General features: G+C 63.3%; 21 protein-coding genes and 1 pseudogene. 7 read left to right on the forward strand and 15 right to left on the reverse strand.

Annotated features, from left to right (window positions below; genetic code table 11):
- Positions 1-270: 270 nt before the first annotated feature.
- Complete coding sequence (locus JQK88_RS34145; protein WP_112560245.1) at positions 271-699, reverse strand: Lrp/AsnC family transcriptional regulator; 429 nt, start codon at positions 697-699, stop codon at positions 271-273.
- A 144-nt stretch (positions 700-843) separates the two neighbouring features.
- Between JQK88_RS34145 and JQK88_RS34150 the strand changes: the two genes are divergently transcribed.
- The gene (locus JQK88_RS34150; RefSeq protein WP_192251824.1) at positions 844-1,947 is read left to right on the forward strand and encodes a saccharopine dehydrogenase family protein; all 1,104 of its coding nucleotides are present in this window, start codon (positions 844-846) and stop codon (positions 1,945-1,947) included.
- Between the two features lie 168 nt (positions 1,948-2,115).
- Here JQK88_RS34150 and lpdA read toward each other — a convergent pair whose 3' ends face one another.
- From lpdA to JQK88_RS34170, 4 genes are all read right to left on the reverse strand, one after another.
- Positions 2,116-3,504 carry a dihydrolipoyl dehydrogenase gene (gene lpdA, locus JQK88_RS34155; RefSeq protein ID WP_192251826.1) on the reverse strand — a complete coding sequence of 463 codons (1,389 nt, stop codon included), beginning with the start codon at positions 3,502-3,504 and terminating at the stop codon, positions 2,116-2,118.
- A 231-nt stretch (positions 3,505-3,735) separates the two neighbouring features.
- Positions 3,736-5,043, reverse strand: coding sequence for a dihydrolipoamide acetyltransferase family protein (locus JQK88_RS34160; protein ID WP_203280954.1), 1,308 nt, complete (start codon positions 5,041-5,043; stop codon positions 3,736-3,738).
- Position 5,044: 1 nt separating this feature from the next.
- The gene (locus tag JQK88_RS34165; RefSeq protein WP_192251831.1) at positions 5,045-6,058 is read right to left on the reverse strand and encodes an alpha-ketoacid dehydrogenase subunit beta; all 1,014 of its coding nucleotides are present in this window, start codon (positions 6,056-6,058) and stop codon (positions 5,045-5,047) included.
- A gap of 2 nt (positions 6,059-6,060) precedes the next feature.
- Complete coding sequence (locus JQK88_RS34170; protein ID WP_192251833.1) at positions 6,061-7,293, reverse strand: 3-methyl-2-oxobutanoate dehydrogenase (2-methylpropanoyl-transferring) subunit alpha; 1,233 nt, start codon at positions 7,291-7,293, stop codon at positions 6,061-6,063.
- Between the two features lie 493 nt (positions 7,294-7,786).
- On the opposite strand from JQK88_RS34170, the gene holA reads away from it, so the two are divergent.
- Positions 7,787-8,833, forward strand: coding sequence for a DNA polymerase III subunit delta (gene holA, locus JQK88_RS34175; RefSeq protein WP_192251835.1), 1,047 nt, complete (start codon positions 7,787-7,789; stop codon positions 8,831-8,833).
- A 72-nt stretch (positions 8,834-8,905) separates the two neighbouring features.
- Here holA and JQK88_RS34180 read toward each other — a convergent pair.
- The 7 genes and pseudogenes from JQK88_RS34180 to mnmE form a co-directional block, all read right to left on the reverse strand.
- Positions 8,906-9,687: pseudogene (locus tag JQK88_RS34180) on the reverse strand (DUF2182 domain-containing protein).
- 75 nt (positions 9,688-9,762) lie between these two features.
- Complete coding sequence (locus JQK88_RS34185) at positions 9,763-10,395, reverse strand: DUF1326 domain-containing protein (protein WP_376740491.1); 633 nt, start codon at positions 10,393-10,395, stop codon at positions 9,763-9,765.
- A 489-nt stretch (positions 10,396-10,884) separates the two neighbouring features.
- The gene (locus JQK88_RS34190) at positions 10,885-11,772 is read right to left on the reverse strand and encodes a ParB/RepB/Spo0J family partition protein (protein ID WP_203280958.1); all 888 of its coding nucleotides are present in this window, start codon (positions 11,770-11,772) and stop codon (positions 10,885-10,887) included.
- Positions 11,773-11,835: 63 nt separating this feature from the next.
- Positions 11,836-12,633 carry a ParA family protein gene (locus tag JQK88_RS34195; RefSeq protein WP_112560215.1) on the reverse strand — a complete coding sequence of 266 codons (798 nt, stop codon included), beginning with the start codon at positions 12,631-12,633 and terminating at the stop codon, positions 11,836-11,838.
- Between the two features lie 68 nt (positions 12,634-12,701).
- Complete coding sequence (gene rsmG / locus JQK88_RS34200) at positions 12,702-13,334, reverse strand: 16S rRNA (guanine(527)-N(7))-methyltransferase RsmG (RefSeq protein WP_203280960.1); 633 nt, start codon at positions 13,332-13,334, stop codon at positions 12,702-12,704.
- Positions 13,331-15,205: a tRNA uridine-5-carboxymethylaminomethyl(34) synthesis enzyme MnmG gene (gene mnmG, locus JQK88_RS34205; protein ID WP_203280961.1), complete on the reverse strand. Its 1,875-nt coding sequence runs from the start codon at positions 15,203-15,205 to the stop codon at positions 13,331-13,333. The genes rsmG and mnmG overlap by 4 nt, the downstream gene beginning before the upstream one ends.
- Positions 15,206-15,623: 418 nt before the next feature.
- Positions 15,624-16,946, reverse strand: a complete 1,323-nt coding sequence (gene mnmE / locus JQK88_RS34210; protein ID WP_203280962.1) for a tRNA uridine-5-carboxymethylaminomethyl(34) synthesis GTPase MnmE — start codon at positions 16,944-16,946, stop codon at positions 15,624-15,626.
- Between the two features lie 71 nt (positions 16,947-17,017).
- Here mnmE and JQK88_RS34215 point away from each other — a divergent pair, with 71 nt between their 5' ends.
- Positions 17,018-19,033 (forward strand): thioredoxin domain-containing protein, encoded by a 2,016-nt coding sequence (locus tag JQK88_RS34215; protein ID WP_203280963.1) that lies wholly within the window; start codon positions 17,018-17,020, stop codon positions 19,031-19,033.
- A gap of 158 nt (positions 19,034-19,191) precedes the next feature.
- Here the strand turns inward: JQK88_RS34215 and rho are convergent, their stop codons facing one another.
- From rho to hemE, 3 genes are all read right to left on the reverse strand, one after another.
- Positions 19,192-20,457, reverse strand: a complete 1,266-nt coding sequence (rho, locus tag JQK88_RS34220; RefSeq protein ID WP_112560220.1) for a transcription termination factor Rho — start codon at positions 20,455-20,457, stop codon at positions 19,192-19,194.
- Positions 20,458-20,699: 242 nt separating this feature from the next.
- Positions 20,700-21,188, reverse strand: coding sequence for a protoporphyrinogen oxidase HemJ (hemJ, locus tag JQK88_RS34225; RefSeq protein WP_246750179.1), 489 nt, complete (start codon positions 21,186-21,188; stop codon positions 20,700-20,702).
- Between the two features lie 59 nt (positions 21,189-21,247).
- The gene (gene hemE / locus JQK88_RS34230; RefSeq protein ID WP_203280965.1) at positions 21,248-22,279 is read right to left on the reverse strand and encodes a uroporphyrinogen decarboxylase; all 1,032 of its coding nucleotides are present in this window, start codon (positions 22,277-22,279) and stop codon (positions 21,248-21,250) included.
- Positions 22,280-22,682: 403 nt separating this feature from the next.
- On the opposite strand from hemE, the gene JQK88_RS34235 reads away from it, so the two are divergent.
- The 4 genes from JQK88_RS34235 to coaE all read left to right on the forward strand — a co-directional run bounded on the left by JQK88_RS34235 (position 22,683) and on the right by coaE (position 25,804).
- Complete coding sequence (locus JQK88_RS34235; protein ID WP_192251860.1) at positions 22,683-23,504, forward strand: pyruvate, water dikinase regulatory protein; 822 nt, start codon at positions 22,683-22,685, stop codon at positions 23,502-23,504.
- A gap of 282 nt (positions 23,505-23,786) precedes the next feature.
- Entirely contained in the window at positions 23,787-24,386 is a 600-nt protein-coding gene (locus JQK88_RS34240; RefSeq protein ID WP_203280966.1) for a Maf-like protein, read from the forward strand.
- On the forward strand, positions 24,379-25,206 hold the full coding sequence (locus JQK88_RS34245) for a shikimate dehydrogenase (RefSeq protein WP_203280967.1): 828 nt from the start codon (positions 24,379-24,381) through the stop codon (positions 25,204-25,206). The genes JQK88_RS34240 and JQK88_RS34245 overlap by 8 nt, the downstream gene beginning before the upstream one ends.
- Positions 25,207-25,219: 13 nt before the next feature.
- Positions 25,220-25,804, forward strand: a complete 585-nt coding sequence (gene coaE, locus JQK88_RS34250) for a dephospho-CoA kinase (RefSeq protein ID WP_203280968.1) — start codon at positions 25,220-25,222, stop codon at positions 25,802-25,804.
- Positions 25,805-25,938 lie beyond the last annotated feature (134 nt).

Below are 25,938 nucleotides of genomic sequence, written 5' to 3' on the forward strand. Positions count from 1 at the left end.
GCTCGCGCAAAACATCTTGGCTGCCCATCCGCTCGACAAACCTATCGCCAGCAAGATGCGAAGGGCAAACTGGAGCAAAGACTTCTTCTATGACCTCTTTACTCATATGCGATAGCCCTGCCCTCGAGGGGGAGATGTCGCCAAAGGCGACAGAGGGGTCGCCTCGCGTGGAGCGCTAACCTTCATCGGTCGCAAGAAGGTCGCATCCAGCCGAACCGACCCCTCTCTGGCCTGCCGGCCATCTCCCCCTCAAGGGGGGAGATCAGCTCCTCACCGATCAATCCGCGTCGACAAGATAATCGACGACGACGTCCGCTCCACCCCGTCCATCGCCCCGATCTCGTCCAGCAGCGCGTCGAGATCCCGGATCGACGGCGCGTCGACGATGACGATCATGTCGAAATTGCCACTTACCGAATGCAGCGTCCTCACCGGCGGCAGAGCCTGCAGCGCGCGCACCACCTTGTCGGCGAGTTTCGGCGTCACGGTGAGCAGCACATGCGCCCGGACCAGCCCCTGCTCATAGTCCGGCGCCAGCCGCACGCCATAGCCGGTGATGATGCCGCGCTGTTCCAGCCGTTCGATCCGGCTTTGCACGGTGGTGCGCGACACGCCGAGCTGGCGCGCCAGTTCGGCGGTCGAGGCTCGCGCATTGGCGCGCAGCAGGGAAAGCAGCTTTTGTTCGGCGTCGCTGAGCATTTCGACGATCCTTGTCGTCTTATCGTCCAAAGAGAGGGTTCGTTTCGAACAATTCCACGCTTCCTTTCGCCGGGCAAGCTGCGATTCTCAAGGTTATGTCGCCCGCCGCGCAGCGGGCCAAAGGCTTTTGTGAGGGATCGAATCATGAAGAAAATCATCGTCGTCGGCGCCGGCAAGATCGGCTCCACCATTGCAGGCATGCTCGCCGACACCGGCGACTACCACGTCACCGTTGTCGACCGCGCGGCCACACAGCTTGCCGCGGCCGAACTCCCCGCCGGTGTCGAGGGGCTGGAGCTCGACATCACCGCTCCCGGCGCATTGGAAGCAGCCCTTGCCGGCGCCTTCGCCGTGCTGAGCGCCGCGCCTTTCCATCTCACCACCCGCATCGCCGAGGCGGCCGCCGCAACCGGCGTCCACTATCTCGATTTGACCGAGGATGTCGTCTCGACCCGCCGCGTCAAGGAACTGGCCAAGTCGGGCAAGAGCGCCTTCATCCCGCAATGCGGCCTGGCGCCGGGCTTCATCTCCATCGTCGCCAATGATCTCGCCAGCCGCTTCGATACGCTGGAAAGCGTGCGCATGCGCGTCGGCGCGCTGCCGCAATACCCGTCCAATGCGCTGAACTACAATCTGACCTGGAGCACCGACGGCGTCATCAACGAATATTGCGAGCCTTGCGAAGCGATCGTCGAAGGCGAGTTGATCGAAGTGCCGCCGCTGGAAGAGCGCGAGGAGTTCTCGCTCGACGGCGTCACCTATGAGGCCTTCAACACCTCGGGCGGGCTCGGCACCTTGGCCGAGACGCTGAAGGGCAAGGTGCGCACGCTGAACTACCGCACCATCCGCTATCCCGGCCATGCCGCAATCATGAAGGCGCTGCTCAACGACCTTGGCCTCCGCCACCGCCGCGACGTGCTGAAGGACATCTTTGAGAGCGCTCTGCCGGCAACGCTGCAGGACGTGGTCATCGTCTTCGTCACCGTCTCGGGTCGCCGCAACGGCCGCCTGCTGCAGGAAACCTACGCCAACAAGATCTATTCGCAGCGCGTCGGCGACCAGGTGCGCAGCGCCATCCAGATCACCACCGCCTCCGGCATCTGCGCCGTGCTCGACATGCTGGCCGACGGCAGCCTGCCGGCGACCGGTTTCGTCAAGCAGGAAGACATCGCGCTGGACGCATTCCTGGCCAACCGTTTTGGCCGGGCCTACGCGCAACATGAGATGGTGAGCCGGCTGGCGAGCTGAGGAGCCTAATCTCCCCCCTTGAGGGGGAGATGTCGCCGAAGGCGACAGAGGGGGTCGCCGCGCGTGAAGCGCTAACTTCCATCTGTCGCAAGGGAGGTCGCATCCAGTCGAACCGACCCCCTCTGGCCTGCCGGCCATCTCCCCCTCAAGGGGGGAGATCACGCACCCTCAAATATGCAGCGCGTGCCCCAGCGCCTTCAGCGCCGCTTCCTGGAATCCCTCACCCTGCGTCGGATGCGCGTGGATCGTGCCGGCGATATCCTCCAGCCGCGCACCCATTTCCAGCGCCAGCCCGAAAGCCGCGGCCAATTCCGACACGCCTTGCCCGACCGCCTGGATGCCCAGCACCAGATGGTTGTCCGCGCGGGCAACGACGCGCACGAACCCGTCCTCGCCGAGCTTGGTCATCGCCCGGCCGTTGGCGGCGAAGGGGAACTGGCCGATCTTGATTTCGCTCAGCGCCTTGGCCTCCTCCGGTGTCAAGCCGGCGGTGACCAGTTCCGGATCGGTGAAGCAGATGGCGGGAATAGACCGCTTGTCCCAGCTGCGCTTGTGGCCGGCGACGATCTCGGCCACCATTTCGCCTTGCGCCATCGCCCGGTGCGCCAGCATCGGCTCGCCGGTGACGTCGCCAATGGCATAGATGCCGCGCATCGACGTGCGGCACTGGTCGTCAATCTTGATGAACTTGCCGGCCATGTCGAGGTCGATCTGGTCGAGGCCCCAGCCTTCGGTCATCGGCTTGCGGCCGACCGTCACCAGGATCTTGTCGGCGGCCATTTTCACACTCTTGCCGTCCGAGGTCTCGACCAGCAGCGCGTCGCCCTTCACGCCCTTGGCCTTGGCACCGAGCATGACTTCGACGCCGAGCTGACCAAGCCGCTTCACCACCGGCCGCGTGAGTTCCGCGTCATACTGCGCCAGCACGCGCGGCAGGGCCTCGACCACGGTCACTTCCGTCCCCATCTTGGCAAAGGCCATACCGAGCTCCAGCCCGATATAGCCGCCGCCGACAACGGCGAGCTTCTTCGGGACCTCGCTAAGAGCGAGCGCCTCGGTCGACGAAATCACCGGCCCGCCGAACGGCAGGAACGGCAATTCGACCGACGCCGAGCCGGTGGCGATCACCACGGTCTCGGCGCGGATGAGCTGGGTGCCGGTCTCGGTCTCGACCGCGACGGTCTTGCCGTCGCGGAATGTCGCCCAGCCATAGACGGTTTTGACCTTGGCCTTCTTGAGCAGGCCGGCGACGCCACTGGTCAGTCGGCTAACAATGCCATCTTTCCAGGCGACGGTCTTGCCGAGATCGAGCGCTGGGGCACTGACCGAAATGCCGAGCGGGCTGGTGCCGCCGGCCATATGCAACACCGCCTCGAACTCTTCCGCCGCATGGATCAGTGCCTTGGACGGGATGCAGCCGACATTGAGACATGTGCCGCCCGGTTTGCCGGCTTCGACGATCACCGTATCGATGCCGAGCTGGCCGGCGCGAATGGCGCAGACATAGCCACCAGGCCCGGCGCCGATGACCAGCAGCTTGCAGGAGATTTCTTTCATGATGGCTGTCCTTTCGGCGACGGCCGCCGCGCACCTTCCCTTCTCCCCTTGTGGGAGAAGGTGGATCGGCGCGATAGCGCCGAGACGGATGAGGGGTGCTCCATGGAACGCCGACGCCTCACTCCGCTGGAACACCCCTCATCCGTCGCCTTCGGCGACACCTTCTCCCACAAGGGGAGAAGGGGGAGTCTGGATTCCGACGCCTCGTGCTCCGCCATCAGCCTCATCCCCTCAATCCACAAATATCAGCGCCGGCGTTTCCAGCAGCGCCTTGATCCGCTGGATGAACACCGCCGCGTCCCAGCCGTCGACCACCCGATGGTCGAAGCTCGACGACAGGTTCATCATCTTGCGCGGGATGAACTGGGTGCCGTCCCAGACCGGCCGCACCATCATCTTGTTGACGCCGACGATCGCCACTTCCGGGTGGTTGATCACCGGCGTCGTCGCCACGCCGCCCATGGCGCCGAGCGAGGTGATGGTGATGGTCGATCCCGACAGCTCGTCGCGACTCGCCGTGCCGGACTTCGCCGCGTCGGCCAGGCGGTTGAGCTCGATGGCGCAATCCCAGAGGTCGCGCGCCTCGGCATGCTTGACCACCGGCACCACCAGGCCCGACGGCGTCTGTGCGGCGATGCCGATGTGGACGCCGCCATGCTGATGGATGATGCCGGCCTCGTCGTCGAACAGCGCGTTGATGTTGGGCTGGTCGGCGATCGCCTTGACCATCGCCCGCATCAGGAACGGCAGCAGCGTCAGCTTCGGCCTTTCGACACCCTTGCGCTTTTCCTTGTTGAGCGCGGCGCGCAATTCCTCGAGCGCGGTGACGTCGATCTCCTCGACATAGGTGATGTGCGGAATGCGTGACTTCGCCAGCGACATTTTCTCGGCGATCTTGCGTCGGAGCCCGATGACCTTGATGTCCTCGACGCTGTCATTGCGGGCGAGGCCCGATGCTTTCGCCACCTGCGGCCCGCGCGCCAGAAAAGCCTCGATGTCTTCATGGCTGATGCGGCCGGCCGGGCCGGTTCCCGATACCTGGCGCAGATCGATGCCTGCCTCTTTGGCCCGCAGCCGAATGGCTGGCGATGCCAAGGGCTTTTCGCCCTCCGGGCGCGGCGCGCCGGAAACCCGCTCCGGGATTTTGGGCGCGACCGCAACAGGCGCAGCTTTGGTGACCGGCTCTGACACCTTGGGTTTGGCCGCAGGCGGAGCTTCGGGCTTGGCCTCGGCCGGCTTCGCCGGCTCTTCGGCCTTCGCCGTCTGCCCGGCCGCATCCGACTTCACATTGCCCTCACCCGCCACTTTCAGCCGCACGATCGGCGAGCCGATCGCCACCGTGTCGCCGATCTCGGCGCCCAGCCACAGGATCTCGCCGTCGACCGGCGACGGAATTTCCACCGTCGCCTTGTCGGTCATCACGGCGGCAAGCACCGAATCCTCGCGCACGAGATCGCCGACCTTGACGTGCCATTCCACAAGTTCCGCCTCGGCGACGCCTTCACCGACATCGGGCAGCTTGATGATGTGTTCGCCCATCTTAAGCTCCCATGGTTTCAATGAGTGCGCGTCCGACACGGGCGGGGCCCGGGAAATACTCCCATTCCTGTGCATGCGGATAGGGCGTGTCCCAACCGGTGACGCGGGCCACCGGCGCTTCCAGGTGATAGAAACAATTCTCCTGCACCAGCGCCGAAAGCTCGGCGCCGAAGCCGGAGGTCAGCGTCGCCTCGTGCACGACCACGCAGCGCCCGGTCTTCTTCACCGAGGCGACAATGGTGTCGAGGTCGAGCGGCAGCAGGGTTCTGAGATCGATGATCTCGGCATCGATGCCGGTTTCTTCCGCGGCCGCCTGCGCGACATAGACCATGGTGCCATAGGCGAGCACGGTGACGGCAGAGCCCGCCCTGCGGATCGCCGCCTTGCCGAGCGGCACGGTGTAGTGGCCGTCGGCGACCTCGCCCAGCTCATGCTTCGACCACGGCGTCACCGGCCGGTCGTGATGGCCGTCGAACGGGCCGTTGTAGAGCCGCTTCGGCTCGAGGAAGATCACCGGATCCGGATCCTCGATCGCGGCGATCAGCAGGCCCTTGGCGTCATGCGGGTTGGATGGCACCACCGTCTTCAGACCCGACACATGAGTAAACAAGGCTTCGGGACTCTGGCTGTGCGTCTGGCCGCCAAAGATGCCGCCGCCGGTCGGCATGCGCACCACGATCGGACAGGTGAAGTCACCGTTCGAGCGGTAGCGCAGGCGGGCTGCTTCCTGCGTCAGCTGGTCGTAGGCTGGGTACATGTAGTCGGCAAACTGAATCTCGACGCAGGGCTTCAGCCCGTAGGCGGCCATGCCGATGGCCGAGCCGACAATGCCGGATTCGTTGATCGGAGCGTCGAAGCAGCGGCTCTTGCCGTATTTGGCCTGCAGGCCTTGCGTGCAGCGGAAGACACCGCCGAAAAAGCCGACATCCTCGCCATAGACGATGACGCGTTCGTCGCGCGCCATCGACACATCCATGGCATCACGAATGGCCTCGATCATGGTGCGTCTTGGCATGGTCAGACCCCCGCCTGCTGGCGCTGCCGCCTCAGATGCGGCGGCATCTCGGCATAGAGCCCTTCGAACATGTCGCGGGTCGACGGCTTGCCGCCGGCATGCAGCGTGCCGTGGCTCTCGGCTTCCTTCTGCGCCGCGATCACCGTTTCCAGGATTTCCGCTTCGGCCTGCGCATGACGCTCGTCCGACCAGACGCCCTTGTGGATGAGATGGTTTTTCAGCCGCACGACCGGATCGCCGAGCGGCCAGGCGTCGGATTCGGTCTTCGGCCGGTAGGCGGACGGATCGTCCGAACTCGAATGCGCGCCGGCGCGGTAGGTGACATATTCGATCAGTGTCGGCCCAAGGTTTTGCCGCGCCCGCTCCGCCGCCCATTTGGCCACCGCGTGCACGGCGAGATAGTCATTGCCGTCGACGCGCAGCGCTGGAATGCCGAAGCCGAGGCCGCGCGCGGCAAACGTACCGGAGCCGCCGCGCGCAATGCCCTGAAACGTCGAGATCGCCCACTGATTGTTGACGACGTTGAGGATGACCGGCGCCTTGTAGGTCGAGGCGAACACCAGCGCGGAATGGAAATCGGATTCGGCGGTCGAGCCGTCGCCGATCCATGCCGCCGCGATTTTCGAATCGTTGGAAATCGCCGAAGCCATCGCCCAGCCGACCGCCTGGATGTACTGCGTCGCCAGATTGCCGGAGATCGAGAAGAAGCCGTGCTCCTTCGACGAATACATGATCGGCAATTGCCGGCCTTTCAGCGGATCGGCCTCGTTGGAGTAGATCTGGTTCATCATCGTGACCATCGGATAGCCGTCGGCGATGAGCAGGCCGGCTTGCCGATAGGTCGGGAAATTCATGTCGCCGGGCGCCAGCGCCTTGCGAAAGGCGCAGCTCACCGCCTCTTCGCCGAGATGCTGCATGTAGAACGAGGTCTTGCCCTGGCGCTGAGCCATCTGCATGCGGGCATCGAAACTGCGCAGCGTCATCATATTGCGCAGGCCCTCGAGCAGTTCCTCATCGGTAAGCAGCCCGGCCCATGGCCCGACCGCCTCGCCATCGCGATTCAGCACGCGAATGATCGAAAACGCCATGTCGCGGATGGTGCGCGGATCGACATCGATCTCCGGCCGCGGCGCCGAACCGGCCTTGGGGATAGGCACATTGGAAAAGTCAGGCGTCCCGCCCGGCCGCACCTCCGGCTCCGGCACATGAAACCGCAACATTCCAGCATCGGCCATGACCTTCATCCTCCAATGTTGCCCGGTCGCGTATATCAACACATCTGCGCCGCCAGACCAGTGCGATTTCGTGAGGGCCAGAACGCGCACCCATCCTCCCGGTCATCGGCCTGTTCGGGACCGATGCGGTACGCGGTGCCAAGATGCAGATATAGCGGCGAAATTTCTTGTCGATGTTTTCAGGCTGCGCGCAATTAGGCGAATGGACATGATGGGTCCGGCGCAACAGCAGACAATTCTGCCAATGTCAGCGCTGCCCCTCATTGCCCTGCCGGGCAGCCGCGGCGCCATTCTTGCAGCGCTGGCCATTGGCGAAGCCAGCGACGAGAGCGACCCCTCTCCCCGTCACTATACGGGGAGAGGATGCCGGCAGGCAGGTGAGGGGCAGCGCTGCCGCCTGGATATGAGGCACCCATCACTGCAGCCGCATAGAAACAGTCGCACTTCACTGGCTCCCGTTCACTCCGCGGCCGCATCATGCTAACCACCCATCATGGCGCAGAAGAAAGGATACGAGGTCGATTCGTGGCTGGCGAAGCCGGACGCGCGCATCTCGATTGTCCTGCTTTACGGCCCCGACCGCGGCCTCGTTGCCGAACGCGCCAAAGCCTTTGCCGAAAAGACCGGCTTGCCGCTCGACGACCCCTTTTCGGTAGTTCGGCTCGACGGCGCGGAGGTCGATCGCGACCAGGGCCGGCTTCTCGACGAGGCCCGTACGGTGCCGATGTTTTCCGACCGACGGCTTTTATGGGTGCGCAACGCCAGTGGCCAGAAGCCGCTGGCCGAAGACGTCAAGGCGCTGACGGTAGAGCCCGCGCGCGACGCCATCATTCTGATCGAGGCCGGCGATCTCAAGAAGGGTGTCGGCCTGCGCGCCATCGTCGAGGCGGCCGACACCGCCATGGCGCTGCCTTGCTATGCCGACGAGGCCCGCGACATCGACACCGTCATCGACGACGAGCTGCGCAAAGCCGGCATGTCGATGGCGCTCGATGCCCGCCAGGCGCTGCGCCGCAATCTCGGCGGCGACCGGCTGGCGTCGCGCGGCGAGATCGAAAAGCTGGTGCTTTACGCGCACGGCCAGAGGGAGATCGGCCTCGACGACGTCAGGGCGATGTCCGGCGACGTCTCCGGCGCCTCTTTCGACGATGCCGTCGATGCGGTGCTGGAAGGCAAAGTCAGTGACTTCGATATCGCCTTCACCCGCCACTGCCTGTCTGGCGGCCAGCCTTTTCTTGTGCTGTCCTCGGCCATGCGCCAGTTGCAGCAGCTTCAGGTCATGCGCGGCCAGATGGACTCCGCCGGCCGCAACGCCGCCTCCGCGGTTGCGGGCGCAAGACCTCCGGTCTTTTTCTCCAGGCGCAAGCTGGTGGAAAAGGCGCTGGAACGCTGGAACGTCGATGCGCTCAGCCGCGCCTTGATCCGCCTGCAATCGGCCGTGCTACAGACCAGGCGCAGGCCGGACCTGGCCGAAGCGTTGGCGCGCCAGGCGCTGCTTGGCATTGCAGTGGAAAGCGCGAGATTGGGGCAGCGCGGCTGATCTCCCCCCTCGAGGGGGAGATGTCGCCAAAGGCGACAGAGGGGGTCGTCTCAGCTGCCCTGACCTCATCCGTCAATCCATGACCATGGCTTCCATTGGCTGGAAGGTTGGCAGCGCCTGCGGAAAGACCAACACCGCTGCGCCATAAAGGAGCAGAGCGACACCCGACAGCTTTGCGATCCTCTCCCCTGACGGCAGGGTCTTTTCTGCAAAGATCAGCAAGGTGACCACAGCCATCGCGGCGATGTTCATGATCCCGAGGGAAAAAGAGCGAGGAACAAAAGCCAGCAGCAGCCCAGGCAAAAAAGCCCATGCTCCAACCCCATGCGCACCGCGCCCCACTGACCATCGCGCCATGAGGTCAGGATGAAACCAATGGGAGTGCGGCACTTGGCCAGGCACAGATCCTTCAGCGGAGAAAGTTGATAGGCGCCTGCCATCAACAGCAGCGCGCCGCCGATGCGCGCGGCCGTGGCGGCGGACATTCCGGCATGTGTCGCAATGAGCTCTCCGCCCGCCGCACCGGCAAAGGCGAGCGCACCCATCGCGCCCCAAAGCAGCATGTACGCAGCCACGAAAAACCAGGTCGAGACAAAAGTCTCGCCGCGCCCCCGTTTGCCGGCCTGGACGCGATGAAACGTCAGCACCATGGGCGCGGCGGTAGGGAACATCATGGCAATCATCATGATCATCCAGACGGCAAGAAACAGCGGCGCCTTCATCCCCATGGTGGGTGAGTACATGCGCATGTCGGCGTCCATGCCGAGCCACTGCCAGACAAGCACGGTCCACGCTGCCGCGGCGACAACAATCAGCAGCGCGAGAATGATGTTTCGCTGCAATATCAGCGCCATGGGCTAAGTCCGTTGCGGCCGGGAACTAGAGCAATTTCAGGAAAAGTGTGAGCGGTTTTCCGTCCGAAATTGCGTCTAGTGCTGGCCGGACCAATTGATCGGGGCATAGTGCCCGTTTCGGCGGGAATTATCCCAGCTCATGCCGTGGTCGCTGAATGTGCTGCCTTCCGCCCCCATCGCCAGAGCGAGCCAGTCGGGGTTGACCGGATGGCCGGTGGCTGCCCACATCTGCCCGTCCTCGCGCATTGTCGGCAACGGTTCGACCGCCATCTGCATGATGCCCGCAATCTGCGCCGACCGCTTCTTGCCGTCGATCCGGTAGCTTATCGGTACCTTCTTGGCTCCGAGGTTCGTGCCGATCAGGGGTGCCAGCACCGCCATCGGACCGCCTGCGGCGCCGGTAAAGATCGCGCCCAGCGCTTCTGTTTGCTTATCGTCGGCCTGTTCGTCGATATACGCGGCAGCCGTCCAATTGCCGTCCGCCATCGGGCCCGGCGCGTGAGCAACCATCGCAACATTGAGGCCATCCAAACGAACGTCACCGTATTTGCCGGTGTCGATATGAAAGACCAGGCCAACGTCGCAAACGCCTTGCGTCGGCTTCGACGTCAGCTGCGCGTTGGTGGACAGCAGGCAAGGACACACGACATCGCAGTTGCAATTTTCGAAGTAACTTCCAGACAGTTGCCAACTGACCGCCATTTGCACCTCCCCACTTGCGTCAGGCGCGTCGGCATATCGCTTCGGCGAGGTGGTGCCGTTCACAAATGTACGGGAACGGCAATTGGCCCCGCCGCGACTGATCGGCACGCTAGGGCAGATAATTTAAGCCATATCTAATTTAGGTTACGCCGTTGCCCGGCACTGTCAAGCCGCAACGCCAATGCTGGCGATTGGCGAAAGCAGCGGCAACGTTTCGATCTCCCCCCGTGGGGTTGAGGAGTGGTCCGTGCAGCGGACGGAAAGCCAATTGCTTGGCTTTTCGAGCGACGAACGCCTGGCAAGCCAGAGGGGACGCTGTCCCGCCGACGTCTCAAACCACATCGTGGCGTTCAGCCCCTGGCATTCGCGATCAATCCTGAACCCGGCGAGGCGACAGGCGCCATTCTACGTGTTTATCACCAATATATCAGTGCCGTGACCTAACCTTAAGCCCAAACATCATTTGCCGACTAAATAATATTGCAGTTCAACCGCCTAGCGCTCGTCCTTCAATCGCCGGCACAGTTCATCGAGCTGCTCAAGGCTCCGATAGTTCACGCGGATCGCGCCGCCCTTGCCCTTGTGCTCGATGGTCACGATCATGCCGATCGTGTCGGTCATCAGCTTTTCCAGTGCCAGCGTGTCGGCATCTTTGTCCGACCCGCCTTGTGCCGGCTTGGCCTTGGGCGGCGTGCCGCCTGCCGGCATCTGAGCCAGCGCCTCGGCCTGGCGCACCGAAAGCCCTTCCTCGACAATCTGCCTGGCGAGCCCAGCCGGATCCTGCGCCGTCACCAGCGTGCGGGCATGGCCTGCCGACAGCGCGCCGTCGACCAGCATGTCGCGGATTACGTCCGGCAGCTTCAACAGCCGCAGCGTGTTGGCGACATGACTGCGGCTCTTGCCGATGACATTGCCGAGATCGGCCTGGGTGTAGCCGTGGTCGTCGATCAACTGCTGATAACCGAGCGCTTCCTCGACCGGGTTGAGGTCGGTGCGCTGGACGTTCTCGATGATCGCCAGTTCGAGCGCCGTGCGGTCGTTGACGTCGCGTACGATGATCGGGATCTCGGTCAGCCCGGCACGTTGGGCGGCGCGCCAGCGCCGTTCGCCAGCGATGATCTCGTAGCGGCCGGCCTGCGTCGGCGACGGCCGCGCCACCACCGGCTGCACCACACCATGCTCGCGGATCGATTGCGCCAGGTCGGTCAGATCGGCGTCGCCAAAATGCCGGCGCGGGTTTTTCGGATTCGGGCTCAGAAACTCGATCGGCACCTTGCCGTCCGCATTCGCGGCCGGCTTTTCAGCTGCCGCCGGACGATCGATCTCGCCGATCAGCGCCGCCAGTCCCCGCCCCAGTCTTTTTCTCGAAAGGTCTTCGCTCATCTCTGTTCCAGGTCTTCAAATCGTTTCGGTGTCGAATCGGCTTGGTTTATCAGCCCATCCTAATCAAGCGGCGCGCAATTTACGCTCGCGGCGGATCACTTCGGAGGCCAGCTGCAGATAGGCCTGGCTGCCCGAGCACTTCAAATCATAGAGAATCGCCGGCTTGCCGTAGGACGGCGCCTCGGACACCCGCACATTGCGCGGAATGATGGTCTCGTAAACCTTGTCGCCCATATGCGCGCGGACATCCTGCACCACCTGGTTGGCGAGGTTGTTGCGGCCGTCATACATGGTCAGCACGATGCCCTGGATGATCAGGTCCGGATTGATCGTGCGGCGCACCTGCTCGACCGTTTCGAGCAGTTGGCTGAGACCTTCCAGCGCGAAGAATTCGCATTGCAGCGGCACAAGAACAGAGTCGGCTGCCGCCATTGAATTCAAAGTCAAAAGGTTGAGCGATGGCGGGCAGTCGATCAGCACATAGCCGAATGGCGCGCCGCGCTCGGACGCGGCACGCAGCGCATTGCGCAGCTTCAGCACCCGGTCGGGCGCCGAAGCGATCTCCATCTCGATGCCGAGCAGGTCGAGCGTCGACGGCACGATCGACAGGCCGGGCACCGCCGTCGGGATTGCTGCGGCTTCCAGGTCAAGCTCGCCGGTCAGTACGTCATAGGACGACACCGTGCGGTCCTTGCGGTCGATGCCGAGACCCGTCGAAGCATTGCCTTGCGGGTCGAGATCGACAATCAGCACCTTTTCGCCGATGGCGGCCAGCGCCGTGGCCAGATTGATGGCGGTGGTGGTCTTGCCGACGCCGCCCTTCTGGTTGGCGACGGTGATGATGCGGGGGCCAGTTTTCATGGGTCTATGCCAAATATTCATTTCGCGGGGTCACCAAAAGGGTCGTCAAATCGGTTGCGAAGGGAAGCCTACGCAGCCCGCAGATCGGTCACTTCGAGGATGACGCCATGGGCGTCGGTCATGCTCGGATGTTCTACCAGATCGAAGGCCCAGCGGTGAGTGCTTTCTTCCACTTCGGCGCGGTAATCCCGGCCTTTGTGGAACAGCGCCCTCGACCCCTTGGTCAGCCATGGCGCCGACAGATCCAGCAGGGCGGGTAGGGCGGCAAGCGCCCGCGCTGTGACAATTTCCGGCGTGGAAACAAGAGCATAGCTGTCGTCGATGCGCCGGGCGACGACCCGAGCCGGCAAACCGAACTGGCCGATCACCGCCTGCAGGAACGATGCTTTCTTGCGGTTGCTCTCGACCAGATCGATCGACGCCCCGTCCCGCTCGACCAACAGGAAAGCCAGCACCAGGCCCGGAAAACCGCCGCCCGAACCGAGATCGGCCCAGCGTTTTGCCTCAGGTGCGATTCGCGCCAGCTGGGCGCTGTCCAGGATATGGCGGCCCCAGACATCGTCCAGCGTCGATGGCGCGGCAAGGTTGATGCTGCGGTTCCATTTCAGGAACAGCTGTTGGAACGCCACCAGACGTTCGAATGTTTCACGTGAAACCGGTCCCGCTGCTTCCTGCAGGCTCGTCCATGAGGCAGCGCTCACGCAACGGCCCTTTGCGAAGCCGATTCGGCATTGCGGACATGCGCGACGATGATCGCCAGCGCCGCCGGCGTCATGCCCTCCATGCGCTGCGCATCCGCAATCGAGCGCGGCTGCCGCGTCCGCATCTTCTGCTTCAGCTCATTAGAAAGTCCTGGAACATCTGCAAAATCGACAGAGGCAGGGATCAGCCGGCTTTCCTCGTGCCGGATCTGCGCGACATCAGCCTGCTGACGATCGAGGTAAACCGAATATTTCGCTTCCGTTTCGAGCCGCTCTGCGGTCTTGGCGTCGATTGCGCCGAATGCCGGCGCGACGCGGGTCAACCAGGCAACATCCACGCCTGGATAGGCGAGCAACTCATAGGCGGAGCGGCGCACACCGTCTCTGTTGACCTCCAGCCCGTGACGCGCCGCTTCATTGGGCGTCATCGTCGTAGCAACCGCCAGTTTGCGCGCCTTCTCAAGGTCAACGGTGACTTGGTTGAACCGCTGCGTTCGCTCCTGCGATACAATTCCAAGCTTCGTCGCAAGCGGCGTCAGGCGCTCATCAGCATTGTCGGCGCGCAGCGACAGCCGGAACTCAGCCCGCGACGTAAACATGCGGTAGGGTTCGGCAATGCCGCGGCTGGTCAAATCGTCGACCATCACGCCGATATAGGCCTCGGTCCTGCTGAGCACGATCTGGTCACCGGCCGACGCCTTGCGCGCGGCATTCAGCCCGGCGAGCAAGCCTTGCGCGCCGGCTTCTTCATAGCCGGTCGTGCCGTTGATCTGCCCGGCAAGGAACAGGCCGGCGATGCGCTTGGTCTCCAACGTCGGCTCGAGCTCGCGCGGATCGACATGGTCGTATTCGATGGCATAGCCCGGCTGCAGCATGGTCGCCCGCTCCAGCCCCGGGATCGTCTTCAGAATGTCGAGTTGCACATACTCGGGCAGGGAGGTCGAGATGCCATTGGGGTAGACGGTGTCGTCGTCGAGCCCTTCCGGCTCGAGGAAAATCTGGTGGCCTTCGCGATCGCCGAACTTGACGATCTTGTCCTCGATCGACGGGCAATAGCGCGGCCCCACCCCTTCGATCGAGCCGGAATACATGGCCGAGCGGCCGAGATTGGCGCGGATGAGGTCGTGGGTGGCCGGCGTCGTGCGGGTGATGCCGCAATGGATCTGCGGATTCTTGATCGTATCGGTCAGCAGCGAGAACGGCGAGGGATGCTCATCCGCCGCCTGGCTTTCCAGCGACTCCCAGTCGATGGTGCGGCCATCGAGCCGCGGCGGTGTGCCGGTCTTCAGCCGGCCGAGCGCAAATCCCGCGCGGCTCATCGTTGCCGACAGGCCAAGGCTCGCCTGCTCGTTCATGCGACCGGCGACGATCTTCCTCTCGCCGATATGGATGAGGCCGCGCAGGAAGGTGCCGGTGGTGAGAACCACGGCGCCGCAGGCTAGCCGCCGCCCGCTGGCCAGCAGCACGGCGGTGATCCGTCCCTCTTCGATCTCAAAATCTAGGACCTCGCCCTCGACGACGTCCAGATCGTTCTGTTGCCGAATCGCTTCCTGCATGGCCAGCCGATAGAGCTTGCGGTCGGCCTGCGTGCGCGGCCCGCGAACCGCTGGGCCCTTGCGGCGGTTGAGCAGACGGAACTGGATGCCGGCGGCATCAGCCACCCGCCCCATCAGCCCGTCCATGGCGTCGATCTCACGCACCAGATGGCCCTTGCCGAGCCCGCCGATGGCCGGATTGCAAGACATGACGCCGATCGTATCGAAGCGCAGCGTGACCAGCGCCGTCCTGGCGCCGGCACGCGCAGCAGCGCTCGCCGCCTCGCACCCGGCATGGCCGCCGCCCACCACAACCACATCATAGTGATCGATCATTTTCCGTTCCAGATTCAGAGATTGCCCGACACATGTCCCTGCGAGGCGGCGCTGTCAAGGATGGCAGGCGATTCGTTTCACGTGAAACAGCATTAGCCTCGTCATCCTAGGGCGGAGCAGGAGCGAAGCGACGTGGCGGAGACCCTAGGATCCATGCCGTGACGCTGATGCTATGCTCCGGCGGTGCAAGAAACCGAGCGCCACCAGCCTTGCAGTCGTCATATAGACGTAACCCGTCGCGTTGGTGCGCGAACAATCGCCATTCTGATCCGTTGCACTCTACGGCAAACGTCACGGCATGGATCCTAGGGTCTGCGCTCCGCTTTGCGTCGCTCCGCCCTAGGATGACGAACGGTGGCGGCCGCCGGTGTTTCACGTGAATCACTTGCGCATCTAGAAACGCGATGTTTCACGTGAGTCATTTCCCAATACAAAACTGAGAGAAAATCACGTCGAGCAAATCCTCGACATCGACAGCTCCCACGATGCGACCTAGTCGGTCCGCCGCAAGGCGCAGCTCTTCCGCCCGCAGCTCCTGCCCGCGCTCCTCTCCAGACAAGGCCGATGCCAGGAACCGCTTCGTCTCGTTGAGCAACTCCACATGCCGCAACCGTGACGGCAGGATGTCTCCGGCATCGCCGATCGCGGCAGCGGCGCGCCCGCCAATTTCGGCCAGCAGCTCAGCCAGCCCGGTGCCTTCCACCGTCGATATAAAAGCGTCATAGGTTCCCAACGGCCGTTGGCCCTTCGCCAGGTCGACCTTGGTGCCGATCCGTAAAGCCGGGATGTCGGCCGGGATCTCACCGATCGCGACCGGGTTCGCCAGATCTTCCAGCAGCAGCATCAGGTCAGCCGTCCGCGCCTTGGCCCGTGCCTTCTCGATGCCGATGGCTTCGACCTTGCCCGGCGCCTCACGCAATCCGGCGGTATCGGTCACCCTGACCCGCACGCCGTTAAGATCCAGCACCACCTCGAGCAGATCGCGCGTCGTGCCGGGTTCATCGGTGACAATCGCCGCGTCGCGCCTGGCCAGCGCGTTGAACAGACTGGACTTACCAGCATTCGGCGCGCCGAGGATGACGACCTCGAAACCGTCGCGAATGATTTCCGCGGCATGGAAACCGTCGATATGGCGGCTGATCTCATCAATCATCGTCCGGACATCCGACCAGACCGTATCCGAAACGGACCCGGGGACGTCCTCCTCGTCAGAGAAGTCGATCTCGGCCTCAATCATTGCCCGCGCATGAATCAGCCGCCGGCGCCATCCGAGATAGAGCGCGCTTTGCGCACCCTCGGCATTCTGCACCGCAAAGCGGCGCTGCGCTTCGGTTTCGGCATTGACCAGATCGGCAAGCGCCTCGGTCTCGACCAGGTCGAGCTTGCCGTTGAGAAAGGCACGGCGCGTGAATTCGCCCGGCTCGGCATGACGCACACCGTCAAAGCCGGCCATGGTCTCCAGCATCCTGCCGGCAACGGCGCGGCCGCCATGGACGTGGAATTCGGCGACATCTTCGCCGGTGAAACTGGCCGGCCCAGGAAAGAACAGCACTAGGCCGCTGTCGATAAGCGATCCGTCGCCCGCCCGGAGCTTGCGCAGGGTGGCAACACGGTCCTTAACCATGCCGCCGGCAATCGTTTCGACAACGAATCGAGTCTTCGGCCCGGAAATGCGAATGACAGCGATGCCGGCGGGGAGGCGGCCGCTGGACAGCGCTACGATCGAATCGCCTGAAATCATTTGCCCGCTCTTCCGAACCGCCCTAGTTTCCGTCAGCCATCCCGACACCGCCAAACCGAGCTTGCCCGCCCGTGACCTTGCCTGCGCAAAACCTGCTTGCCGAAGAAGCCAGCCCCTATCTGCAGCAGCACAGCGGCAACCCCGTGCATTGGCGGGCCTGGTCGCCGGCGGCACTGGCCGAAGCCAAGGCTTTGCAGCGGCCAATCCTGCTCTCGATCGGCTACGCCGCCTGCCACTGGTGCCATGTCATGGCGCATGAAAGTTTCGAAAACGACCAAATCGCCGCCGTCATGAACCGGCTGTTCGTCAATATCAAGGTCGATCGCGAGGAGCGGCCGGACATCGACCAGATCTATATGGCCGCTCTGTCGTCCATGGGCGAGCAGGGCGGCTGGCCGCTGACAATGTTCCTCAACCCGGACGGCAAGCCGTTCTGGGGCGGCACTTATTTCCCGCGCGAGTCGCGTTATGGCCGCCCGGGCTTCGTCCAGGTGATGGAAGCGGTCGACAAGGCCTGGCGCGAGAAGCGGCCAAGCCTGGACCAGAGCGCCGACGACTTGACCGGCCACGTCGAGGCGCGCCTGGCCGGCGTTCACGCCAAGGCCCTGCTCGACAAAGCGACGCTCAGCGATCTCGCCGGCCGCATCGACGGCATGATCGACCGCGATCTCGGCGGCTTAAGCGGCGCGCCGAAGTTTCCCAACGCGCCGTTCATGCACACGCTGTGGCTGTCCTGGCTGCGCGACGGCGTCGCATCGCATCGCGACGCCGTTCTCATCAGCCTGGAAAAGATGCTGGCCGGCGGCATTTACGATCATGTCGGCGGCGGGCTGAGCCGCTATTCCACCGATGCAGAGTGGCTGGTGCCGCATTTCGAGAAGATGCTCTACGACAACGCGCAGCTGATCCGCCTGTGCAACTGGGCCTATGCCGCGACCGGCAACGATTTGTTCCGGATACGAATCGAAGACACGGTCGTCTGGCTGCTGCGCGAGATGCGCGTCGACGGCGGCGCCTTCGCCGCCAGCCTCGATGCCGACAGCGACGGCGAGGAGGGGCTTTTCTATACCTGGAGCAAGGATGAGCTCGAAACCGTGCTCGGCGACGATTCAGCCTTGTTTTTCAAATACTTCACGCTCTCCGCACCGCATGGCTGGGAGGGCAAACCGATTGTCCATCAGACGGGCGCGCAACAAAGCCAGAGTGTGCCTGACCGTGAGCTGCTCATCCCGTTGAAAGCAAGGTTGTTGGCTGTGCGGGAGCAGCGCATCCGGCCGGGCAGGGACGGCAAGGCGCTGAGCGACTGGAATGGCCTGATGATTGCGGCGCTCGCCGAAGCCGGCCGCTCGCTGGACCGGCGCGACTGGATCGAGGCGGCCGCAAAGGCATTTGATCACATTGCCCAAGCCAGCCAGGACGGCCGCCTGCCTCACTCCATGCTCGGCGCCAAAAAACTGTTCCCCGCACTGTCCAGCGACTATGCCGCGATGACCAATGCGGCGGTCGCACTGTTCGAAGCGACAGGCGAATCGAGCTATGTCGATCGGGCGAGGCAGTTCCTCGACCAGCTGGACCGCTGGCACCGGGACAGCGACGGGACCGGTTACTACCTGACGGCGTCCGACAGCACCGATGTGCCGATCCGCATCCGCGGCGATGTCGACGAGGCTATTTCTTCGGCCACCAGCCAGATCATCGAAGCCCTGGTGCGGCTGGCCTCGGTTACCGGCGATCTCGATCTGCAGGACAAAGCGTGGCGGGTCGCCGAACACGCCATGGGCCGGGCAGGGCAGCAGTCCTATGGTCAGGCGGGCATCGTTAACGCCTGTGCCCTGGCGCTCGAGCCCTTGAAGCTGGTGCTGGTCGATTCGTCAGAGAGTCCAAGCCTCGTTCCGGTTGCGAATCGGAATCCCGATCCGCGCCGCGTCGATATTGTCGTGGCGATCGGAACGGAAGCGAATCGACCGTCCCTGCCGGGCGGCATCCTGCCGCAGACGGATAGGCCGGGCGCCTGGCTGTGCGCAGGACAGGTGTGTTTGCCGGTGGTGACGAGTGCTGAAGAGTTGGAGCAGTTGTTGCGGCGGTAGCGCCTCTTACCCTCCCCCTTGTGGGGAGGGTCGGCTCATGATCGCAGCGAAGCGAAGATCGAGAGACGGGGTGGGGTGCTCGTAAAGCGCTACCGTCGCGCAGACCCCACCCCGCTCCGCTTCGCGGATCGACCCTCCCCACAAGGGGGAGGGTAAGCTTACGTATTCATCGAATCGAAGAAATCCGCATTCGTCTTGGTCTGCTTCAGCTTGTCGATGAGGAACTCGATCGCGTCGGTGGTGCCCATCGGCGCCAGGATGCGGCGCAGAACGAAAATCTTCTGCAGATCCTGCTTGGAGACCAGCAGGTCTTCCTTGCGGGTGCCGGACTTCAGAATGTCCATGGCCGGATAGATGCGCTTGTCGGCGACCTTGCGGTCGAGCTGGATTTCGCAGTTGCCGGTGCCCTTGAACTCTTCGAAGATGACTTCGTCCATGCGGCTGCCGGTGTCGATCAGGGCGGTGGCGATGATGGTCAGCGAGCCGCCTTCCTCGATGTTGCGGGCGGCGCCGAAGAAGCGCTTCGGCCGCTGCAGCGCATTGGCGTCGACACCGCCCGTCAGCACCTTGCCGGATGATGGCACCACGGTGTTGTAAGCCCGGCCGAGGCGGGTGATCGAATCCAGCAGGATGACGACGTCGCGGCCATGCTCGACCAGGCGCTTGGCCTTCTCGATGACCATTTCGGCGACCTGGACGTGGCGCACCGCCGGTTCGTCGAAGGTCGAGGAGATCACCTCGCCCTTCACCGAGCGCTGCATGTCGGTCACTTCCTCGGGCCGCTCGTCGATCAGAAGCACGATCAGATAGCATTCCGGATGGTTGGCGGTGATCGAATGCGCGATGTTCTGCATCAGCACGGTTTTACCGGTGCGCGGCTGCGCGTTGATCAGCGCGCGCTGTCCCTTGCCGATCGGCGCCACCAGGTCGATGACGCGCGGCGAGATGTCCTTGCTGGTCGGATTGTCGATCTCCATCTTCAGCCGCTTGGTCGGATAAAGCGGCGTCAGATTGTCGAAATGGATCTTGTGGCGGATCTTTTCGGGATCGTCGAAATTGATGGTGTTGACCTTGAGCAGGGCGAAATAGCGCTCGCCCTCTTTCGGGCTGCGGATCGGCCCTTCGACGGTGTCGCCGGTCTTCAGCGAAAAGCGGCGGATCTGCGAGGGCGAGATGTAGATATCGTCGGGACCGGGCAGGTAGTTGGCGTTGGCGGAGCGCAGGAAACCGAAACCGTCCTGCAGCACCTCGACCACGCCGTCACCGATGATCTCAATTTCCTGGGCGGCCAGTTTCTTCAGGATGGCGAACATCAGCTCCTGCTTGCGCATGACGCTGGCGTTTTCCACCTCGAGCGATTCGGCATAGGCGATCAGCTCTGGCGGTTTCTTGTTCTTGAACTCTGCGAGTTTCATTTCTTGCATAGACGGACTCTGAGTAGGCTTTTTGAGGGAAATATCGGCTGGATGCGACAAATGCCGGGCGCGGCCGAAAATCGAAATGGGCGGCGCATGACGGGAAGGAAGACCCGTCTTGTATCGTCGGTCGTTTGAAAGAGCAAGCTGCGTTTTGTGGCGCCGATAAAAGCAATTCCAGGAAAAGTGTTGGCGGTTTTCCCGGGAAAAGCGCGCAGCGCTTTCCCTTGGGAATTGCGTCAAACAAACGCCTAAAACGGCTTGACGACAACCAGGATCACAATGACGATCATCAGCAATGTGGGGATCTCGTTGACGATCCGCCAGTGCCTTGCCGGTTTTTCGTTGCGATCCTCAGCAAATTTGCGGACAGCGCCAGCCAGATACCCATGCACGCCGGACAACAGAAGCACCAAACCGATCTTGGCGTGCAGCCAACCGCCATGGAAACCAAATATTTTCCAGGCCATCCACAGGCCGAACACCCAGGTGATGACCATGGCCGGATTGATGATGCCGCGCAGCAGGCGCCGCTCCATCACCTTGAAGGTTTCAGACTGAACCGAACCTTTCTCGGCATCGGCGTGATAGACCAGCAGCCGCGGCAGATACAACATGCCCGCCATCCAGGAAATGACGGCGAGGATATGGATCGCCTTCGCCCAGGGATAAAAACCCTCGGGCGCGAAAAAAAACAAAAGTGCGGTGAGAACTACCAGCACTCCGATGCCAACGGTCATGCGCACCATTGCCTGACCCGTGCTGCTGGCTGCGTTGCCCGTATCGCTCGACTGAGCCATCAGCGTGTCGCGCCTCGAACCTGCTTCACCATCGCCTCGACATGCGCCACCGGCGTCTCTGGCGTGATACCGTGGCCTAGATTGAAGATCAGCGGTCCGTCGCCCAGCGTCTTCAGGATCGCATCGACGCCATCGGACAGGGCTTTGCCGCCAGCCACGAGCCGCAAGGGATCGAGATTGCCTTGCACGGCGCCACCGGCCTGCAATGCCTTCGCTGCTGCAAGCGGTACGGTCCAGTCGATCCCCAGCCCCGTGACACCCGTCTTCTGTCGATAGCTCTGGTAGCGAGCACCGGCGCCTTTGGGAAAACCGATGATCGGGACGTCCGGATGGACTGCCTTTACCTGGCGGACGATCTCAGCCACCGGCGCAACGCAAAAGAGGTCGAATGACACATCGTCGAGTACGCCAGACCAGGAATCGAAAATCTGCACCACGTCGGCACCGGCCTCGATCTGGCGGATCAGATAGGCCGCCGAATGATCAGCCAAGACTTTCAGGAGCTGTTGGAACGCGACCGGCTCGCGATAGGCAAACAGCCTGGCCGGCGCCTGGTCAGGCGTGCCATGGCCAGCGATCATATAGGTCGCCACTGTCCACGGTGCGCCGCAGAAGCCGATCAATGTCGTCTCGTCAGGCAGTTTTGCCCGCAATCGGCGAACCGTCTCGTAGACGGGCGAGAGATTCACGTGAAACGTTTCGCTGTTGAGCTGGGAAATCTCGGCCGCATTGATCGGCGTCAGCAGCGGTCCGCGGCCTTCTTCGAAGCGCACATCGCGGCCCAGCGCATGCGGCACGACCAGAATATCGGAGAACAGGATCGAGGCATCAAAGCCGAAGCGTTCTATCGGCTGTAGCGTCACTTCAACGGCGAGGTCTGGATTGTAGCAGAGATCGAGGAAGGATCCGGCCCGCTTTCTGGTCTCGCGATATTCCGGCAGATAACGCCCGGCCTGACGCATCATCCAGAGCGGCGGCGGAAAGTGTGCCGCGCCTTTCAATACGTCCAGCATGATCCGCTTGTGCCGCATCGAGCGTCGCCTCTCCCAGCCCTCTTTCTAAATCAAATATCTTATTTCTAAGAATCTTCTGATTCTAAGAGTCTGTTGGTTGTGGTGGTTGTCACCTGTCCCGCTTTGCCCCGGAAAAGGCCAGCCAGCATATTGTCGCGTGCTTCTCTCACGGGATTGGCGGAGAGTGTGGATGACCGGGATTCCATCACTGGAGTCAAGGGCTTGACGCCAGCCGTGCAAAACGGGCTCTGTGGACGAAGCGCTGGCAAGAATCCCCGTCCCCAGATTTGTCCCCAACCGCCCGACGAAGCCGACAGCGCATCGAATTGTGGACAACCTGCCTTCTGATACAGTCGCCTCCAGCCGGTCGCCTTTCCGGTCCCTGTTTATCCACACCAGCCCACAGCCCCAGGTGCCCCCTGTGAACAAACCCCAGAGCTTCTTCCACCTGCACCTGATTTCCGACGCCACCGGCGAAACGCTGCTGGCGGCCGGCCGGGCAGCCTCGGCGCAATACAAGGATGCGCGCGCCATCGAGCACATCTATCCGCTCATCCGCACCGAGAAGCAGGTGGCGAAAGTGTTCGAGGACATTGAGGAGGAACCGGGCATCATCCTCTACACCGTCGTCGACCAGAAGCTGGCGCGCGGCATTGACGAGCGTTGTGCTGCGATGGGCCTGCCCTGCGTCTCGGTGCTGGAGCCGGTGCTGACCGTCTTCCAGTCCTATCTCGGCACCCCGGCCGGCCGCCGCGTCGGCGCCCAGCATGTGCTCGATGCCGACTATTTTCGCCGCATCGATGCGCTCAACTTCACCATGGAGCATGATGACGGCCAGCTGCCGGCCAATATGGACGATGCCGACATCGTGCTGATCGGCATTTCCAGGACATCGAAGACGCCGACCAGCATCTATCTCGCCAACCGCGGCATCAAGACCGCCAACATCCCGATCGTGCTCGGCGTGCCGGTGCCGGAAAGCCTGGTCGCCGCCAGCAAGCCGCTGATCGTCGGCCTGATCGCCACCGCCGAACGCATCTCGCATGTCCGCCAAAACCGCGTGCTCGGCAACAGCAGCACCTACGAAGCTTCGGACTATGTCGACCGCGCGCTGATCACCGAAGAGCTCGCCTATGCCCGCCAGATCTGCACCCGCCACAACTGGCCGATGATCGACGTCAGCCGCCGCTCGATCGAGGAGACGGCAGCGGCCATTGTTGCCCTGCGGGGGAAGAATAGATAGATGAGCGAAGAATGAGTTTGCGCTCTTCCTGGTGGAGGTTCGGCGCTGCCCCTCACCTGCCTGCCGGCATCCTCTCCCCGTATAGTGACGGGGAGAGGGGCGCTGCCTTCGATGGTTTCGCCAATCACCAGCGTGGCAAGAGGTGGCGCGTGGACCGAAGCTGCCCTTTCTCCCCGTCACTATACGGGGAGAAATGTCCGGCAGGACAATGAGGGGCGGCCTCAACGTTGCGGATTAACGCCCGATACTCCAACCGTCCCTGTATCTGCGCCGAGTGCTAAAATGACCGAAAAACTCATCCTCGCTTCCGGCAGTCCGTTCCGCAAAGCGATGCTCGTCAATGCCGGGCTCGACATCGAAGCCGTCCCGGCCGATGTCGATGAACGCGCGCTCGAGGCGCCGTTGCAGGATAGCGGCGTGTCGCCGGAGGATGTCGCCCTGATCCTCGCCGAGGCCAAGGCCACCGAAGTCAGCGAGCGCAGACCGGAGGCGCTGGTGCTCGGCTGCGACCAGACTTTGTCACTGGGAGATGAAGTGTTCCACAAGCCGGCTGACATGGAAGGCGCCCGCCGCCATCTGTTGGCACTGTCCGGTAATACCCATCAACTGAACAGCGCCGTGGTGCTGTGCCGCGACGGCAAGGTGCTGTGGCGCCATCTCGGCATCGCCAGCCTGACCATGCGCAAGCTCGATCCTGCTTTCATCGGCCGGCATCTGGCCCGCGTCGGCGCCAAGGCGCTCTCTAGCGTCGGCGCCTACCAGATCGAGGGCGAAGGCATCCAGCTGTTCGAAAAGATCGAAGGCGACTATTTCACCATTGTCGGCCTGCCGCTTTTGCCGGTGCTCAAGGAATTGCGGGCGCTCGGAGCCATCGATGGTTGAGAGAAAAGCTTTCGTCACCGGCCACCCGATCGCGCATTCGCGTTCGCCGAAGATTCACGGCTACTGGCTGAAGACATACGGCATTGACGGCAGCTACCGCGCCATCGATGTTGCGCCGGCCGATTTTCCCGCATTCCTCACATCGCTGCAGGCCAACGGCTACCAGGGCGGCAACGTCACCATCCCGCACAAGGAAGTCGCCTTCGCCCGGGTCGAGCGCCGCGACGAAGCGGCTGACATGATCGGCGCCGTCAACATGCTGTGGCTGGAAGACGGCGTGTTGTGGGGCGGCAATTCGGACTGGATCGGCTTTGCCGGCAATCTCGACGAGCACGCGCCGGGCTGGGACAAGAATGGCCCGGCCGTGGTGCTCGGCGCCGGTGGCGCGTCGCGCGCGGTCATCCACGCGCTGAAGGTGCGTGGCGTCAGGGATATCCGCATCGTCAATCGCACTTTGGCGCGGGCGCAGGAACTGGCAGACCGCTTCGGCGCCGGCGTCACGGCGCATGGGGCGGTCGGAGACCTGCTTGCCGATGCCGGTCTGCTCGTCAACACCACGGCGCTCGGCATGCATGGCGATACCACGCTCGCCGCCGATCCCGCTGGGCTGCCCGGCCATGCCATCGTTTCCGACATTGTCTATGTGCCGCTGGAGACGCCGCTTCTCGCCGCCGCGCGCACGAGAAATCTGAAGACGGCCGACGGGCTCGGCATGCTGCTGCACCAGGCCGTGCCCGGCTTCCAGCGCTGGTTCGGCCAGAAGCCGGAGGTCACTGCCGAACTGCGGCAGATGCTCGTCGCCGACATCGTCGGCAAATGATGGACGCCAAGACATGATCGTGCTCGGCCTTACCGGATCGATCGGCATGGGCAAGTCGACGACGGCGAAGATGTTCGCCGACGCCGGCGTGCCAGTGCATGATTCCGATGAGACCGTGCATCGGCTGTATTCCGGCAAGGCCGCGCCGTTGGTCGAAGCAGCCTTTCCCGGCACCACCGTGTCCGGCGTCGTAGACCGTGCGAAATTAGGCGCGCGGGTGCTGGGTGACGCCGCCGCGCTGAAGACATTGGAGACAATCATCCACCCGCTGGTCCGCGCCGACGCCGATGCCTTTCTGGCAAGACACCGCGCCGCCGGCGCGCCGCTGATCGTGCTCGACATTCCGCTGCTGTTCGAAACCGGCGGCCGCAACCGCGTCGACAAGGTCGTCGTCGTCACCGCGCCGGCGGAGGTTCAGCGCGCTCGCGTGCTGGCGCGGCCCGGCATGAGCGAGGAAAAGCTAGCGGCGATCCTGGCCAAGCAGGTGCCCGACGCCGAAAAACGCCGGCTGGCCGATTTCGTCATCGACACCGGCGAAGGGATGCAGGCGGCACGTGCCGCGGTCGGCGCCATCATCGCCGAACTTTCCGGGCGCTGACGCTTTCCCTTCTCCCCCTGTGGGAGAAGGTGGCCTCGCGAAGCGAGGTCGGATGAGGGGTGTTGGAAAGGATCGCGACCTTTGAGAACTAGGCGATTGAAATCCCTCGATCTTTTAACGTCTGGTTTCTTCCA

This window comes from Mesorhizobium caraganae (assembly GCF_016836705.1).
GTDB lineage: Bacteria > Pseudomonadota > Alphaproteobacteria > Rhizobiales > Rhizobiaceae > Mesorhizobium > Mesorhizobium caraganae.